Origin of the sequence: Geomonas paludis, assembly GCF_014193585.1 — a bacterium.
Classification (GTDB): Bacteria; Desulfobacterota; Desulfuromonadia; order Geobacterales; family Geobacteraceae; genus Geomonas; species Geomonas paludis.
Genome location: NZ_BLXY01000004.1, coordinates 107,129 through 122,336 on the forward strand (window position 1 = coordinate 107,129; position 15,208 = coordinate 122,336).

Genomic DNA, 15,208 nt, shown 5'->3' on the forward strand with positions numbered 1-15,208 from the left:
CAAGGAGGATGGGGAGACCGGAAACGGCAACGGTTTCGCCCTAGCAGAAAAGCGTGCCGGGAGGTGTGTGACTGTGTAAGTTCAACAGTGGTGGTGCTTATCCAGCTCCGGCGCCGGCGGGACGCTCACAGGCAAAACACCGGCTGTCATGGTTTTGACTCACCATCGGGCTCTGCCTGCCGGATATTGTCTGCAAAAGCACAACATCGCGTATCGGCATGGTAAACTTCATGGGTTTCCATCCTGGCATGGTTAGATCCTTCCCATGTTCAGTTGCCTTCTGCCGCCATGACTGGGGGCGGAGCAACGATGCATCGAACCTGGAGCCGCATGTCCCGAATCGTTGCTACATACCTGCGTCTCGCCCTGAGTCTTACCTGGCTCTTCTGTGTTGCCGCGCCGGCCCTTGCCGCGGACCCGGTGGAGGTCGTGGTCGCCGGCGTCGAGGGGGACGCGCAGGACAACGTGCGCCGGGCGCTCGAATTGCCGCACGGTCTGGTGCGCGACGGCAAGGTGGACCGGCTCTGGCTGGAGCGCTTCGCACGGCAGGCGCCGGAAAAGGCGCGGGTGGCCCTGCAGCCCTACGGCTTCTACCGGGCCAAGGCCACCGCGACGGTGCGGGAAGGGACGGGGGGCAAGACCCTCGTGGAGGTGGCGGTCGATCCCGGGGAACCGGTGCGCGTGGTCGAGGTCGACCTGAAGCTCGAAGGGGAAGGGGCGCAGTTAAAGCAACTGCGGCGCCTGGCCGCCTCCTTCCCGCTTGCCCAGGGGCAGGTGCTGTTGCAGCCCGACTACGAGCGGGCCAAGAGCGCGCTGCAGTCGCAGGCCCAGACCCTGGGCTACCTGGACGCCGGCTTTCCCCGCCACGAGATCCGCATCTCCCCCGATCTCGCTACTGCCCGCATCCACCTCACCCTCGATACCGGGGGGCGCTATTACTTCGACGGCACCCACATCGAGGGCGGTTCCGACTACCCGGAGGTCTACCTGAAACGGTTCATCGCCTTCAAGGAGGGGGACCCGTTCTCCTACGCCAAGCTCGGGGAGACCCAGCTCAACTTCGCCAACTCGGAGCGCTTCCGGCAGGTGGTGGTGACGCCGCAGCGCGAGGAGGCCAAGGAGCACAAGGTGCCGGTCCTGGTGCGGCTCACCGCCGTGCCCCGCCGCACGCTGCGGCCGGGCGTCGGCTACGGTACCGATACCGGCGGCCGGTTTTCGGTGCACTACCGCGACCTGAACCTCGCCCACGAGGGGAACGATCTCGACCTGAGCCTGTACATGGCGGAGCGCCTGCAGGGCTTTGCCGGACGCTACACCATGCCCAGCGCCAGCGACCTCCGGAGCTCGACCTCGATCCAGCTCAACCTGCAGCGCGAAACCGTTTCCACCTATCAAAGCCGGCTGGCCGCCGTGGAATTCGACCGCAACTTCGGCCTGGGGCGCGGCGAGGTCGCCACCCCCTACCTGAAGATCCAGCAGGAAAACTACAAGGTGGCCAACGTGAGCTCGCAGTCCCGGCTGGTGCTGCCGGGTTTCCGCTTTTCCAAGGACCGCTTCAACGACCTGGTCCGCCCGACCAGCGGCTACCGCGTTTCGCTCGACCTGCGCGGCGCCCACCAGTACTTCGGTTCGGATACCGGCCTGGTCCAGGGCATCGGCAACGCCAGCGTGCTGATCCCCATCCCCGGGCGCCTGACCTTCCACGCCCGCGCCAACACGGGGTACAGCATCCTGACCGATCCGCTGGCGGAGCTTCCCCCCTCGATCCGCTTCTTCGCCGGCGGCGACCAGAGCGTGCGCGGCTACGCCTACCAGAGCCTCGGCCCCAGGGACGCGGCCGGCAGGGTGGTGGGGGGGAAACACCTGCTGGTGGGGAGCCTGGAGCTGGAGCGGGCCCTGTTCAAGAACTGGGGTGTCTCCATCTTCGACGACATCGGCAACGCCTTCAACGAGTTCGGCAACGTGGACCTGAAGCAGGGGGTGGGGGTCGGCGCCCACTACTACACCCCCGTGGGGGGGCTGAACCTGTACCTGGCCCATCCGCTCGCGCCCAACTCGCCGCCGATCCGCATCCATTTCACCGTGGGGTTTGAATTTTGAAGCGGCTTGCGCTCTACATAGGGCTCCCCCTGCTGGGGCTGGTGGTCGTCCCGGCCGCCGGGCTGTTCTGGCTGCTGGATACCAGTTCGGGCGCCCGATTCGCCGTCACCACCCTGGTGGGGCTATCCGGCGCCAAGGTTTCGGTGCGCCAGGTCGAGGGGCGGCTCTGGGACCGGCTGCGGCTGACGGGCGTGCGCCTCGACCGCCCCAAGGTGGTGCTGCAGCTCGAGCGCCTGGATCTTTCCTGGGAGCCCGTGCGTCTGTTGCACGGCAAGCTCCTGGTGCACGACCTCTCCCTCACCGCGCTGCGCATCCAGGACGATACCCCGCTGGTCGCCAAGACCCCGGAACTGCGCTGGCCGCAGGTGAGCGAAAGGCTGCGCCGCCTGGAGGCGCGGGTGGAGCACTTCAGCCTGAAGGGGATGAGCTACCGCCACTTCCAGGGGGAGCCCTTCCTGCTGAGCGAGCTGGCGGCGGGGCTCACCCTGCGTGACGGCGTGCTCACCGTCTCGGGGGGGAGCCTCGCCGAGGCCCGGGGGACCGCCTCGGTCGAACTGACCGCCGGGCTGGTGCGTCCCTCGCTGCGCCTTGACCTGCGCCTCGCCCCGTCGCAGCCGGTCGCGGACCTGGACGCGGTCTCGGTGCAGGCGCGCCTCGAGCCGGGACGGGATCCCGAGCAGCTGGCGGGGCCGATCGCAGTTGCCGGCAGCCGCCGTGGCAGACGGCACCTGGAGCTGACCAGTGAGCTGGGCATCACCCGGACCGGCTTCAATTTCCGGCACTTCCGGTTGCTGCGCCCCGACCGTCCGGGGACCCTCACCGGCAACGGCAGCATGACCCTCACCAAGGACGAACCGCTCTTCGCGCTCGCCCTGCACGCCGACCACCTCGACCTGGAGCGGGAGCTCAAGCACCCCGCCCTCCTTAACGGCGACCTCACCTTCTCCGGGAGCCCGTCCCGCTACCTGGGCACCTTCAATCTCACCAACCAGGGGCCCGGGTGGGAGAGCATGGGGCTTGCGGCGCGTTACCGCGGCGACAAGAACGGCATGCGCCTGGACCCGCTCTCCGGCAAGTGGCTCCAGGGGAGCGTGCGCGGCGCGCTGGACGTGGACTGGAGCAAAGGCTGGCGGGTGAGCGGGAAACTGTCCGGGCGGGGGCTGGACCCGGAAGCGCTGGCCGCTGATTGGCAAGGGGTGGTGAACCTTGACCTCACCGGGGTGGTGGGGCAGCAGGAGGGCGGGCCGGTACGCGGCAGCGTGCAGGCGCGGCTTCTGGACAGCAGGCTCAAGGGGCACGACCTGACCGGCGAGGTGGAGGGGAGTTTTGCCGGCGCCAAGCTGGCGGTTAAGCGCCTGCTGCTGGCGGGTAAAGGGTTCCGGTTCCAAGGGCACGGCGAGCCCGACCGGCGCTTTGATTTTGCCGCCGACGTGACCGACCTCTCCGGGCTGGTCCCGGGGAGCGCCGGCGCCGTCGCAGCGGACGGCTGGCTGCGCTGGCGCGAAGGGATGCTTTCCGGTGCGGCTGCCGCCAGGGGACACGGCCTGGCGGTGGGCGGGGTCCGCGCCGGCACGGTCGAACTGCAGGCAAGCCTCGGGGAGGGAAAGGATTTCCCCGTGTCCCTGCGCGGGACGGCGAGCGCGCTGCGGGCCGGCCAGCTCGCGGTGGACGCCGCCTCCTTCGCCCTGCGCGGCACCTCCAGGCGGCACACCCTGGCGGCGCAGCTCACCTCGAGTGTGGCCGAGGTCGATCTCGCCGCCTCGGGCGGCTATGCCGACGGCGTCTGGCGCGGCGAGCTTTCCCGCTTCTCAGGCACCGACGGCGTGGCGCCCTTCGCACTCGCCGCACCGGCGCGGCTCACCATCGGGCAGGGGCGCTTCAGCACCACGCCCCTGATCATCGACGGCGCCCCCGGCGAGCGGCTGGAACTGGCCGGGCACCTGGAGCGCGACCGCTCGGGCGCCTTTACCGGCAGCTGGAGCGGGCTCAACCTGGCCCGCGCCGACGTCTGGCTCCCCAAGGGGGACCTCTCCGGCGCCTCTTCCGGCAGCTTCGACCTGCGCCTTGCCCCCGGGGGGCGGGCCACCGTCACGGCACGCGCCGAGGCGAGCGGGGCCGTGGTCGCCGACGGCAAACGGGTAGGGCTGGAGCGTTTCCAGGCCACCCTGCAGGGAGGGGCGCAGGGGATTGACGCCGCGGTCGATCTCGCGCTGGAAAAGGGTGAGGGGAGCGCCCGTCTCACCTTCCGTTCCGGGGAGCCCGCCCGCCTCGCCGCCCCCGCGCGCGGCGACCTCGCCCTCACCTGGTCCGACCTGGACCTGGCGCTTTTGCGCCCCTACCTCTCCCCCGATCTCGCCCTCGACGGGAGACTTGCCGGCGAGGTGAAGGGGCGGCTGCTGCCGGGGCGGCGCATGGATCTCTCCGGCAACACCGCCCTCTCCGGCGGCCGGGTACTGTGGCGGGCCAAGGGGGACGAGTTCGACGCCTCCATCGACCGCGCCGAGCTCTCCTTCGAGCGGCGCGACACCGGCAAGGCGGGGGGCGAGCTGGTGCTGCACGGCAGCGCCGATGCCACCGGGGCCTACCGCTCCCAGGGCGAGAAGGTGATCGGCAGCCAGTTCACCCTGCGCGTCGACGCCGACCGCACCGGGACCCGCGCCGCCGCCGATCTCTGGCTGGACACCGGCGGCAGCCTTCAGGCCGCCCTCGCTTCCGACTCCCCCGCCGGGAGCGCCCTTCCCGAGACCGGGGACTTCAGCGTTCAGTGGAGCGACATCAAGCCCGCCCTGTTGCGCCCGTGGCTCCCGGGTACGGTCAACATCCAGGGGGAACTGCACGGCAGCGCCAAGGGGAGGCTCCTCCCCGGCAAGCGGCTGGAGATGGCGGGCGAGGCCGGCTTCTCGCAGGGGAGCGCCCAGTGGCAGGGCGGTACCGGCGAGGCCAGCGCCGCCGTCCGCTCGGCCCTGCTCAACTTCGCCTGGCGCGGCGAAACCCTGACCGGCAACCTCGATCTTTCCCTCGCCGACTACGGGCAGGCCAAAGGCCATTTCCTCCTCCCCATCCCGGCCCGGCTGCCGGTGACTCCCAACCCGGCAGGCGCGGTCGAGGGGAGCCTGTCCGGCACGCTGCAGGAGCACGGCTTCCTCAACACCTTCTTCCCCGGGCTGGTGCAGGAGACCCGCGGCACGCTCAGCGTCGACCTCAAGGCCGGCGGGACCTGGGGTGACCCGCTGCTGACCGGGACCCTGGAGATCGCCGATGCCGGCGCCTATCTCCCCAGCGCCGGGATCACGCTCACCGGGGTACAGCTCCTGGCGCGCCTGGAACGTGACCAGATGCGCATCGAACGGCTCCGGGCACTCTCCGGCGGCGGCGAACTGGTGGGCAACCTGCTGATGCGGCTCAAGGGGTGGCAGGTGCAGGATTACCAGGGGACCCTGAGCGGGCAGCGGTTCCAGACCGTGTACCTGCCCGAGCTCACCATGTACACCTCGCCCCAGCTGACCATCGCCGGTGACGCCGGAAAGGCCACCATCAACGGCGAGATCGGCGTCCCCGAGATGCTCATCTCCGGGTCACCGGCGCAGCACGTGGTCGCCCCCAGCGAGGACGTGGTTTTCGAGGGGGCTCCCCCCAAGGGTAAGGAGACCGCCATCCCGCTGCTCGTGGAGGGGAGGGTGAAGGTGGTGCTCGGCGACAAGGTGCGGGTGGAGGCGTCCGGCATCGACGCCCAGCTGGGCGGCAGCATGGACCTGGTGCTGAACGGGATCGACAAGATCGAGAGCTCCGGGGAGATCAAGGTGATCAAGGGGCGCTACCGCGCCTACGGCATGAACCTGGAGATCGTGCGCGGGCGGATTTACTACGTGAACGACCCGGTGACCCGTCCCACGCTCGACGTGCTGGCCCTGCGCACCGTGGGGGACGTCAAGGCGGGGGTGACGGTGGGGGGCTTCCTGAACGCGCCGGTGGTGAAGCTCTACTCCGAGCCCGCCATGCCCGAGGTGGACATCCTCGCCTACATGGTGCTCGGTCATCCCATGGGGACCAGCAACGAGCAGGGCGGGGCTCTCGCCACCGCGGCCGCCGGTCTCTTCTCTTTCGGCAAGTCCGAGTCGCTGCAGGACCAGATCAAGGACCGGCTCGGCCTGAGCACGCTGGGGCTGGAGCAGGTCGACACCACGACCACCGGCCGCATGGGGTACAAGGAGATCGCCACCACCCCGACCGGCGCCATTTCCGCCAAGACCCCCACCGCAGGCGAGTCCGTCTTCTCGGTCGGCAAGTACCTGACCCCGGAGCTCTACTTAAGCTACGGCCGGTCCCTGATTACCGGTCAGAACCTGTTCCGGCTGCGCTACGACATCTTCAAGCGCATGCAGATCGAGACCCAGAGCGGCTCCGAATCCGGCGTCGACGTCTACTACAAGCTGGAGTTCAGGTAATCGGGCGGCCACCCCTCGTCTTCCATTAATGGTTGACGCACGTAATTGTTGTAATTACAATGTAGCCACAAAGGTGGAGGGCAGCTATGAGGACGAATATCATCCGTATCGGAAATTCCCAGGGAATCCGCATCCCCAAGGTTCTTCTGGAGCAAAGCCGTGTCGGGACGGAAGTCGATGTTGAAGTAGAAGACGGCATGATCGTCATACGATCTGCATCCCGTCCGCGGGATGGATGGACAGAAAAGTTCCGGCTTATGGCTGAACAGGGTGATGATAAGCTCGTGGACGAAGGTGTCCAGACCGAGTGGGACAAGGACGAGTGGGAATGGTAGCCAAGCGCTTCGAGGTTTATCTAGTCAACCTGGATCCGACGGTAGGGAGAGAGATTCGTAAATCCAGGCCGTGTCTTATCATCTCCCCTGACGAAATGAACAAGTACTTGGGAACCGTGATCGTCGCCCCGATGACAACTAAGGGGAGGGATTATCCGACGCGGGTTTCGTGTTCCTTTCGCGGCAAGGATGGCCAAGTGGTCCTTGACCAGATCCGAACCATAGATAAATCCCGACTGGTCGAAAAGCAGGGGCGGTTGGCAAAGGACGCTCAGGATCAGGTTCTGGCCATCCTTGCCGATATGTTCGCCCCGTAACCCCCGCCGATTTAACCGGCAAAAAGAAGGGGCGGCCAGTTATGGCCGCCCCTTTTGCGTCAATTCTGCACGTAGAGGGACAGGCACCTAACGGAGCCAGTCCCTTCGGTCGCTACTTCTTGGCGAGGTAGCGGCTCTTCACGTTGTAGCTCACCATCCACTCGGCCATGGTGCGCTTGGGGAGGGTCTTCAACAGTTCGGCGCTGATGGCGTCGGCGTCGCTTGTCTGCGCCGCCAGTTCGGTCGCTTTCTTGTCGAAGAGCTGGATGTACTCCTTCATATCCCGCAGGTCCTTCTTGCCGGAAAGGGGACCGTGACCGGGAACGACCTTGTCCACGTCCATGGCCAGCAGCGCGTCTATGGTCCGGATCCAGCCGGTGAAGTCGCCGTCGGCCAGGAAGGGGTGAAAGTCGGTGAAGAGGATGTCGCCGGCAAAGAGGATCTTTTTCGCGGGCAGGTAGACCACCAGGCTCCCCGCGGTGTGGGAGGGTGCGGCCCGCATCAGGCGCACCTCCTCGCCCCCCAGATCGAGCAGCATCTCGTTGCTGAAGGCGAGGGTGGGGAGGGCGATTTCGGTCCCCGCCATGTCCTCGGGCTTAAGGCCGTAATTCGCGGCCCTCTGCAAAAGTCCTGCGCCGTTGGCGGCGAGGTAGGTGCGGTCGGCCTCATGGGAGATGACGGTCGCGCCCAGCTTCGCGAAGACGCAGTTCCCCAGCGCGTGGTCGAGGTGGGTGTGGGTGTTCACCACGTACCTGATCGGCTTGTCGGTGACCTTGCGGATGTCGGCCAGGAAGCGCTGTCCTTCCTTGGCGGAGATGAGCGTGTCGATCACCAGCACGCCCTCCTTGCCGATGACGATGCCGGCATTGGCGGCGAAACTGTGACCCGGGGAGGCGTCGTTGCTCCCCACGTAGGAGTAGACGTTGTCGGCGAGCTTGGTGAGCTCGGCGCAGGCGGCCTGTGCCAGCAGCAGGGTGAAAGCCAGGACGAGTGTGGTCAGTACGGCGGTCTTCCTCATTGCATTCTCCTTTTTCAGAAAGTGATGGTTTCGGAGTTGTAACTGCCGACCAGTTCGATGTCGGGGAGGTTGTGGTACACCTCGGCGATGGTCCGGTGCGTGGTGAGCGCCCGGACCACGAGCGGCAGCGGCTCGGGCCAGATTTCGGGCAGGTCGGCTTCCAGGCGCTCGCTGATCGGGAAGGCAAGACGCTCGTCGGGGGGCGCGAACTGCGCGTCGATGCCGGGCTTGTTGCCGCGGGGATCGACCCGGTACCAGCCGTGGTCCGGCAGCCAGACGGCGTTCAGGCCGTGCAGGCAGTACGGCGGGCCGCCGTCGTGCAGGGACAGGCGCTGGTAGCACAACCCGGCGGGGATGCCGTTGGCGCGCAGCAGGGCGGCCAGCAGGTGGCTCTTGGCATAGCAGTAGCCGGTGCCGTGCTCGAGGACCTCGGAGGCGCGGCAGGTCACCGGGTCCAACTGGTAGTCCCAACTGTGTTTGATCCGATCGCGGACAAACTCGAAGCAGCGTCGTGCTATCACGGTCTTGTTAAGTTCACCGGCCGACAGGCTCTGCGCCTTGTCGACTACGGCCGGATGTCGCCAATCGATATACTCCGTGGCCTCCAGGTACTGTTCCATGCTCCATCCTTCCTGTCTGTGGCTGTTACTGATCCTTTCCTGCCAGACTCAACATGGTATCACGGTATATATAAGAGAAAAGTACTGTCAGCACAAAAGTGACGGCACCGGCCGTGAAAAAGCCGGTGGCGAAGTCCGCGGCTTTGATGACCATGCCCATGGTGGCTGAACTGAGCATCATGCCGAGGTAGATACAGCTGTTGTACAGCCCCAGCCCGAGTCCCCGCTGCCTGGGGGGCATCACGACCACCACCAGCGCGCTCAGGGCGGTGAACCCGATCCCCATGCCGGCCCCGAGGACGCAGGCGCAGACGAGCAGCGTCCCCATGCCGTGCGCCAGGCCGACGGCGCCCACGGCGTGCGCGCAGAGCACGAGGCCGATGCCGGACATGAGTCCCCGGTCCACCCGGTCGCTCAGGTGCCCGAACGGGATGCGCAGCAGCACGTTCACCAGGGCCTGCGCCGCGAAGATGACGCCGATCTGCCCCACGTTGAGACCGAGGGCGCGGGCGTGCAGGGGGAGAAACGAGATGAACATGCCGAACCCGAAGCAGCCCCCGAGCGTCCCCACCAGCGCCGCCAGGAGGCGACGGTTGGAGAGGATGCCGGACGGAACCTCTTCGGCGTGCTCGTCGTGGGGCTGCTCCTCCTCGCGGGGCAGCAAGGAGAGTACGGCGACCAGGGCGGCCACGATGAGGCCCCCGGAAACGAAGAAGACTTCCCTGATCCCGAGCGCCTTGCCGAACCATCCGCCGCTGGCGGGCCCGAAGGTCATGGCGAGGTAGACCGCCGTGGTGTACCAGCTGTAGGCGCGCCCGACGTGGGAGCGCGGCACGACGCGGGCCACGGATGACATCATGGTGGGGGTGAAAGCGGAGAGCCCCATGCCGAAGACGAGATAGACGGCGCCCAAAAGAAGCGGCGTATAGCAGAAGGGGATGATCAGGGAGGCGCAGCTCATCAGGGCGAGGCCGGTGATGAGGACGGGCCTGATGCCGATCCGGTCCGAGAGGAGTCCCGACGGTACGGCGAGGATGCCGGCGGAAAGCATGAAGGCGGCGTTGATGAGCCCGATCTGGGCGGTGCCGGCGCCGATGCTGCTGGCCAGAAGCGGCAGCACCGGGATGCGCATGTAGGCACCGAGGAAACAGATGAAGCCGATGACGCAGCAGGTCAGCACCTGCACGCTCTGGCGGTGATTGGGGGGGCGGAACTGTCCGGTAAGGTTGATGTCGTGATCGGCGTCGCTCATGGTCCGGCCAAGCTAGCCGCAACGGTGAGCGCTGTCAATATTAAAGCTGATTTCCGCACGAGGCAGACGAGGCAGGACGCCTCCAGCACCGTAGGTCCACATTCCCTCTTCCCCCGGGATAGGGCCAGGGTGAGGGCGTTGCCATGGGCAACATGACCGCAGCCGGCAGAGCCCTCACCCGCCCTTCGGGCACCCTCTCCCGGAGGGAGAGGGGGAAGGGGGAGACTGCTGGGCAGCCGTTACAGCTCGATCTCTTCGATCTTGCGGAACAGCCGGCCGCCGCTTTCCTCGATGAAATGGAGCACCTGCAGGTTCAGCGGCACGCCGGGGAAGTCGCCGCAGTCCCTGAAGTCGGTGCGCAGGCCGTAGCACCTTTTCCCGATCCCGGCGCCGTAGCCCAACTCCGCCACCGTGCCGCTGTCCGGCTCGGTGCCGTCCAGGACCGCCAGTACCACGTCGCTCCCCTTGAGTCCCCGCGCGTTGACCGCGCCGGTGAAGCGGGCCGCCTCCCGGATGGCCCGTGCCCGCTCGCCACCATCCTCGACGGACATGGCCTCTTCGATCCGCTGCGCCACTTCCTCCTGCTCCCAGGGGTCGAAGACGCTGCAGCCCAGGCGGTCCAGGCGCTCCTTGATCCGCTCGCGGTACGGGTTGTTCTCGCGGCTGAAGCCCAGGGGGGAGGCGAGGTAGACGGTGGCTCGTTTCTCGGTCATGGCAATCTCCATCTGCGGCTGCGCCGGGGTGGCTTCGGGTGATCCAGGCAAGGGTAGTGAGAATATAGGTCGAGGCGTGGGGGATGTAAATGAAAAAGGGCCCCCGACATGACACCGGGGGCCAAATCCGTCGCAGGGGACCCAAAGCGACGGAAGGAGGACGTTGCACCTGCCTGGCTCTTTACTGGGGCGAGAGACCGACCTGAATCGTTCCGCGCTCCAGGCTGACCACGAAGGCGACTTTCTTGTACTGCACCTTGCACTCTCCCGGAGAGGGGACCCGCGACCAGGCAGTGTTGTCGTTTAAGAGGGCGCGCAGTTCCGCGCTGTCCGTCTGCACTGCAAAGTCGGGGGGCGCGCCGTCGTCGTAGCTCGCGGTAATCCGGACCTTGGCGCCGGCGAGCCGCTCCCGCTCGGCGGCGGCGAGTTTCCCTTCCAGCACCTGGCGCATGGCGAACCCGGCGACCTGGAGGTAGCGGCGCGTGTTGTACATCATCTGCTGCGCATGCCAGGCCCCGGCGAAGGCACGGCTGATTTCCGGCGCCACCTGCGCCTGCTGCGGCTGTACCTCGCCGGCAGCAGGCCCGGCTGCGGCCACCTGTGCCGCTTCCGGCTCCGCCTTTACGGCCTCGGCGGCAGGCACCCGCGCCGGCTCCGGCTCCACCTCGCCCCTCTCGGGCGCGTCATGCTGCAGGGCGGCCGGCTCGACGGGCGCTTCGACCCGCGCGACCGGAGCCGTCTCGTGCGCGGCAGCATCGATGCTCGCCAGGTCGACGTAGAGCACGGGCGGCCTGACCGCCGGCCTGGCCTCGCTGTAGCACCAGACGGCTGCGCCGAGCGCCAGGTGCAGCAGTGCCGATATGAGCAGAGGGGTTGATTTCATGGTCGTACCCGAGTGGCGCCCTTCCCCCGCGGAGCAGGGCAGGGCGCCACATCCCTAGTTGGCGTTGGGCTGCAGCATCAGCTTGATGATGGCCTTCTTCTCGGCGGAGCTTGCCGGGGCGCCGCCGGCCTTGGTGGCGATGATCTTACCCTCGATGATGCCGAGCCGGGTCATGAAATTGGAAGCCGCCTGCATCCGCTGTTCCTGGGTCGGCTGGTTGTTGTTGTCCCAGATGGAATTCCTGGCCATGTCCACGACGTTCACGTCCTGCTGGATGGCGAGGTAGGCGTTGAAGGCCGTGGACGGGGTGTCGAAGGTGCTGCGCTGCGAGGTCCAGGTGCCGCCGTGACCGGTGCAGCTCTGCTGGTCCCAGTACTGGGTATTGGAGCAGGAGCCGAGCCATTGCTGCATCATGGGCGGAATCGGCGTGGTGTCCCGGGTGTAGCTGATGCTGCCGCCCCCCTGGATCAGGTTCAGCATCCAGTTCACCATGACCACCTGCTGGATGGGCCAGTTGACCTGGGTCTGCGGCCCGATGTAGTTGGTCCCGAAGTCGGGCGGGAGCATGATGCCGGGGAAGGCGCTCATGATGGTCGCCTTCAGCGCCGCGATGTCGCCGTTACTGGCGGCGATGGCGTTCTGGAAGGTGGTCCAGGCGTTCTGGAAGACGGTATTGATCGCCTGCTGTACCGTTTCGGCATCGGTGCCGGGGTGCGCGGCCAGGTAGGCGGCGGGATCGCGGAAGAAGTCGCCGTAGGTTGCGTCCACGCTCGCGGTCGAAGCTGCCATGGCCTGGGCGGCAGCGATGAAGGTGGCGACCTGTGCGCCGCTGGCCTGCAGGGTGTTGAGCGCGTTGGTGTAGTCGGTGACCATCTTCACCATGCTGATCTTGCGGTTGAAGGTGGACATGGACTGGTCGATGGAGTCACGCAGGTTGGTGGAGATACCGCCGGGGCCGCTGAACAGGCCGGTGGCATCGGCGGCGGCGCCCGCCGCCTCGTGGGCGTTGGTGATCTGTTCCAGTTCCACGTCGGCGCAGGCCGCGGCGTTCATGAAGACGTCGGCCATGAGGCCGCCTGCCTTCTGGGTCTCGCTGGTTTCCGTGGCGGTGCTGCCGCTTTGCACGGCGGCGTAGTACCCCTTGGTGAAGTCGCGCAGGGTGGACTTGGTGCTGTCCGGGTTGTAGATGAGACACCCCTTGAGGGCGGCGAGCTTGGCGTCGGAGACGCCGTTGGCCAAAAGGTATGACTCGAAGCCGCCCTGGCCCTTGATGGCGCCCTGGCCAAGGGCCGCCAGCTTGAGCAGGTCGCCCGCCTGCATATCGGGGGAGCGCAGCAGCGTCAGGAGATAGGCGGCCAGGATGGGGTCGTCGGTGCCGGCAAGCTCCGCGGCCTTCAGGAAGGTGGCGGCCTGGACCGTGGCCAGGTCGTTGATGCCGAGCTGGTTCACGTCACCGTCGGGAGGCGCGGGAGCGACGCCCTGGCGCACGATGGCGCCTCCGGCGTCCTTGATGGTAAAGGCGATGAAGTTGACCTCGGCGTTGGTGGGGAGGGTGGTCAGGGTGAAGGTAAGTTTCCCGTCCGCGTCCGTTACCGCAGGCTTGGTCTCGATGGTGGCCAGGGTGCCGTCGCTTTTGAGCTTGCTGGTGGTGATGGTGTAGTTGCTGCTGGCGGTGAGGGCGAAACAGGTGCCGGCCCCGAAGCTGAGCAGGGTGGCGGCGGCAAGTATGGAGCTGGAAATTTTTTTCATGGTTCGATCTCCTTTGTGGGGTCCGGCTACTTGGCGCTGCCCTGGATGGTGCCCTTCGCTCCGCCACCCGGGTTTTGCTGCGTGCCGCCACCGCCGCATCCTGCCAAACAAAGGACCAACACTGTCATCGCTGCCACCGCCAAAGTCATTGATTTCTTCATAAAACTCCTCCTGTGTGTTTTAACCGCTGGTGGACCAGTTGATCGGCAAGTATCGATACCGGCTTACAGCAGTTTGCATGCCATTCCCCAACTCCTCGGAAAACATAGAAAATTCTTTAGTCCGTAAAAAAATTTCTTGTGCAGGCTTTGAACAGGCAGTGAAAAATTAGTACAGCGGGGGCGGAATAGAGAGAGACGCATGACTGGAGTGAGACAGTGGCGGGGACGACGGAGATGCAGGAATGACTGTGGGGGGAGGGGGTGGCCTGGTGCCGCGGCCTCAAGTAGCGGAAGGTATCGAGGCCGCGGGCGCTGCCGGGGTCAGCGCTTCGACTCGTGGCTGCTGTCGTAGACCCTGGCGCCGCGGATGCGCTGGTCGCCGATCTTGTTTTCCAGGTCGTGCCGCTCGACCTTGTTGTTGACCACGAGCTCCTCGTACCCCATGTAGCCCGCCTTGGCCAGGTCGGCGACGATCTGTACGAACTGCTCCTTGTCCTGCGGGGAGAGCTTATGGAAGGCGTCGAAGCGGTTGGACGCGCCCAGGTTGAAGAAGCTGTCCACGGCGCTGAAGACGTCCTGGGAGGTGGAGATGTTGACCAGGTCGGCATCGGCTGCCGAACTTTCTTCGCTGCCGGCAGGCATAGAGGCGGCGGCAACCGGGCTCTTCTCTTTGACCGCGTCCTTTCCCTTGGCAGACTCCAGTATCATCGCCCTGTATGCCGAGAGTGCTGAGATCATCGGGACACCTCCTGTGTGTGCTGTGTCGAGCAGTATTCTACCCGATAGTCACCACAAACCTCCAGAGAAAGTATCACCCAGTTCAAGGGGGACAGGCACCTGGCGGAGCCAGTCCCCTATTTCGCCTTTGACAGTGTCCGGTAGGGATCGATGGGCACGGGGAGGCCGCTGGCCACCGAGAGCAGGGTCAGGTGCAGGTGCGTGGGCGATCTTTTCTTGTAGGCGTTGAGGCCGGTCCGGCCCACCTCGGCGATGAGGTCGCCGGGGCGCACCAGGTCCCCCACCGCCACGTGCAGGGCGGCGTTGTGCGCGTAGTAGACCAGCGACTGCGTGGCCGGGTCGAGGATCCAGAGGTATTTGCCGCCGCGCAGGCGGCTGCCGGGCTGCCACTCTCTCTCCGCGGCGACCACCACGCCGCCGGTCACGGAGAGCACCTGGACCGGTTTCCCGGTGCGGTCGTCGAGACCGGTCTGCCCCTTGTCGCGGATGAAGATGTCGTGCGAGGGGTGCCCGCTGTGCCGGTTGCCGGCGAAGTAGTCGTAGCCCCCCAACTGGTAGCCGTTGCCGCGCCCTCCGATGGCCCGGTGGTCGTACCCCTTGAGGGGAAAGCACCAGGTCTCGGCCGGGTACTCCGCGGCTCCCGCCTCCCGGTACTCCCGCGCCAGGGCCTGGACCAGTTCCCGAAAGCGTTCCCGGGCCTCGGCCTTGCCCACCTGGTTGTCCCGGATGCGCGTGTTGAGCGTGTTGAACTCCACGGCTAGGGCGCGCAGCGCTTGCGTGTCGGCGCCCCGCGCGTCCGGAGCGGGCGCGGACAACAGCAGCACGGTGATGAAGAGTAGGGCCAGGTGCCGGCAAAAAAGAAGAGGGATCATTGATA

At 66.5% G+C, this 15,208-nt stretch carries 13 protein-coding genes; 4 read left to right on the plus strand and 9 right to left on the minus strand.

The features are described from left to right. The first annotated feature begins 330 nt into the window (after window positions 1–330). From H7687_RS12510 to H7687_RS12525, 4 genes are all read left to right on the plus strand, one after another. A complete protein-coding gene (locus tag H7687_RS12510; RefSeq protein ID WP_246404842.1) occupies window positions 331–2,100 on the plus strand; it encodes an autotransporter assembly complex protein TamA in 1,770 nt (589 codons plus the stop codon). Then, window positions 2,097–6,545, plus strand: coding sequence for a translocation/assembly module TamB domain-containing protein (locus H7687_RS12515; RefSeq protein ID WP_183347831.1), 4,449 nt, complete (start codon window positions 2,097–2,099; stop codon window positions 6,543–6,545). The genes H7687_RS12510 and H7687_RS12515 overlap by 4 nt, the downstream gene beginning before the upstream one ends. An 86-nt stretch (window positions 6,546–6,631) precedes the next feature. Further along, complete coding sequence (locus H7687_RS12520) at window positions 6,632–6,880, plus strand: AbrB/MazE/SpoVT family DNA-binding domain-containing protein (protein ID WP_183347833.1); 249 nt, start codon at window positions 6,632–6,634, stop codon at window positions 6,878–6,880. Next, a complete protein-coding gene (locus H7687_RS12525; RefSeq protein WP_183347835.1) occupies window positions 6,874–7,197 on the plus strand; it encodes a type II toxin-antitoxin system PemK/MazF family toxin in 324 nt (107 codons plus the stop codon). The genes H7687_RS12520 and H7687_RS12525 overlap by 7 nt, the downstream gene beginning before the upstream one ends. A 112-nt stretch (window positions 7,198–7,309) precedes the next feature. Here the strand turns inward: H7687_RS12525 and H7687_RS12530 are convergent, their stop codons facing one another. The 9 genes from H7687_RS12530 to H7687_RS12565 all read right to left on the minus strand — a co-directional run bounded on the left by H7687_RS12530 (window position 7,310) and on the right by H7687_RS12565 (window position 15,203). Then, window positions 7,310–8,215, minus strand: coding sequence for an MBL fold metallo-hydrolase (locus H7687_RS12530; RefSeq protein WP_183347837.1), 906 nt, complete (start codon window positions 8,213–8,215; stop codon window positions 7,310–7,312). A gap of 14 nt (window positions 8,216–8,229) precedes the next feature. Further along, entirely contained in the window at window positions 8,230–8,835 is a 606-nt protein-coding gene (locus H7687_RS12535) for a transglutaminase-like domain-containing protein (RefSeq protein ID WP_183347841.1), read from the minus strand. A gap of 25 nt (window positions 8,836–8,860) precedes the next feature. Beyond that, window positions 8,861–10,087: an MFS transporter gene (locus H7687_RS12540; RefSeq protein ID WP_183347843.1), complete on the minus strand. Its 1,227-nt coding sequence runs from the start codon at window positions 10,085–10,087 to the stop codon at window positions 8,861–8,863. A gap of 239 nt (window positions 10,088–10,326) precedes the next feature. After that, a complete protein-coding gene (locus H7687_RS12545; RefSeq protein WP_183347845.1) occupies window positions 10,327–10,800 on the minus strand; it encodes a nucleoside 2-deoxyribosyltransferase in 474 nt (157 codons plus the stop codon). Between the two features lie 181 nt (window positions 10,801–10,981). Then, window positions 10,982–11,683 carry a flagellar biosynthesis protein FlhF gene (locus H7687_RS12550; protein ID WP_183347847.1) on the minus strand — a complete coding sequence of 234 codons (702 nt, stop codon included), beginning with the start codon at window positions 11,681–11,683 and terminating at the stop codon, window positions 10,982–10,984. 54 nt (window positions 11,684–11,737) lie between these two features. After that, on the minus strand, window positions 11,738–13,432 hold the full coding sequence (locus tag H7687_RS12555) for a hypothetical protein (RefSeq protein ID WP_183347849.1): 1,695 nt from the start codon (window positions 13,430–13,432) through the stop codon (window positions 11,738–11,740). 26 nt (window positions 13,433–13,458) lie between these two features. After that, a complete protein-coding gene (locus H7687_RS22115; protein WP_281376704.1) occupies window positions 13,459–13,593 on the minus strand; it encodes a hypothetical protein in 135 nt (44 codons plus the stop codon). A gap of 321 nt (window positions 13,594–13,914) precedes the next feature. Then, window positions 13,915–14,331 carry a hypothetical protein gene (locus H7687_RS12560; protein ID WP_183347851.1) on the minus strand — a complete coding sequence of 139 codons (417 nt, stop codon included), beginning with the start codon at window positions 14,329–14,331 and terminating at the stop codon, window positions 13,915–13,917. A gap of 116 nt (window positions 14,332–14,447) precedes the next feature. Further along, window positions 14,448–15,203 carry a M23 family metallopeptidase gene (locus H7687_RS12565; protein WP_183347852.1) on the minus strand — a complete coding sequence of 252 codons (756 nt, stop codon included), beginning with the start codon at window positions 15,201–15,203 and terminating at the stop codon, window positions 14,448–14,450. Window positions 15,204–15,208: the final 5 nt, after the last annotated feature.

Excerpts from the sequence above, each read along its gene's own strand:
- H7687_RS12510 (WP_246404842.1), top strand. The coding sequence starts at position 331 with ATGTCCCGAATCGTTGCTACATACCTGCGTCTCGCCCTGAGTCTTACC.
- H7687_RS12520 (WP_183347833.1), top strand. The coding sequence starts at position 6,632 with ATGAGGACGAATATCATCCGTATCGGAAATTCCCAGGGAATCCGCATC.
- H7687_RS12525 (WP_183347835.1), top strand. The coding sequence starts at position 6,874 with ATGGTAGCCAAGCGCTTCGAGGTTTATCTAGTCAACCTGGATCCGACG.
- H7687_RS12530 (WP_183347837.1), bottom strand. The coding sequence starts at position 8,215 with ATGAGGAAGACCGCCGTACTGACCACACTCGTCCTGGCTTTCACCCTG.
- H7687_RS12535 (WP_183347841.1), bottom strand. The coding sequence starts at position 8,835 with ATGGAACAGTACCTGGAGGCCACGGAGTATATCGATTGGCGACATCCG.
- H7687_RS12540 (WP_183347843.1), bottom strand. The coding sequence starts at position 10,087 with ATGAGCGACGCCGATCACGACATCAACCTTACCGGACAGTTCCGCCCC.
- H7687_RS12545 (WP_183347845.1), bottom strand. The coding sequence starts at position 10,800 with ATGACCGAGAAACGAGCCACCGTCTACCTCGCCTCCCCCCTGGGCTTC.
- H7687_RS12550 (WP_183347847.1), bottom strand. The coding sequence starts at position 11,683 with ATGAAATCAACCCCTCTGCTCATATCGGCACTGCTGCACCTGGCGCTC.
- H7687_RS12555 (WP_183347849.1), bottom strand. The coding sequence starts at position 13,432 with ATGAAAAAAATTTCCAGCTCCATACTTGCCGCCGCCACCCTGCTCAGC.
- H7687_RS22115 (WP_281376704.1), bottom strand. The coding sequence starts at position 13,593 with ATGAAGAAATCAATGACTTTGGCGGTGGCAGCGATGACAGTGTTGGTC.
- H7687_RS12560 (WP_183347851.1), bottom strand. The coding sequence starts at position 14,331 with ATGATCTCAGCACTCTCGGCATACAGGGCGATGATACTGGAGTCTGCC.
- H7687_RS12565 (WP_183347852.1), bottom strand. The coding sequence starts at position 15,203 with ATGATCCCTCTTCTTTTTTGCCGGCACCTGGCCCTACTCTTCATCACC.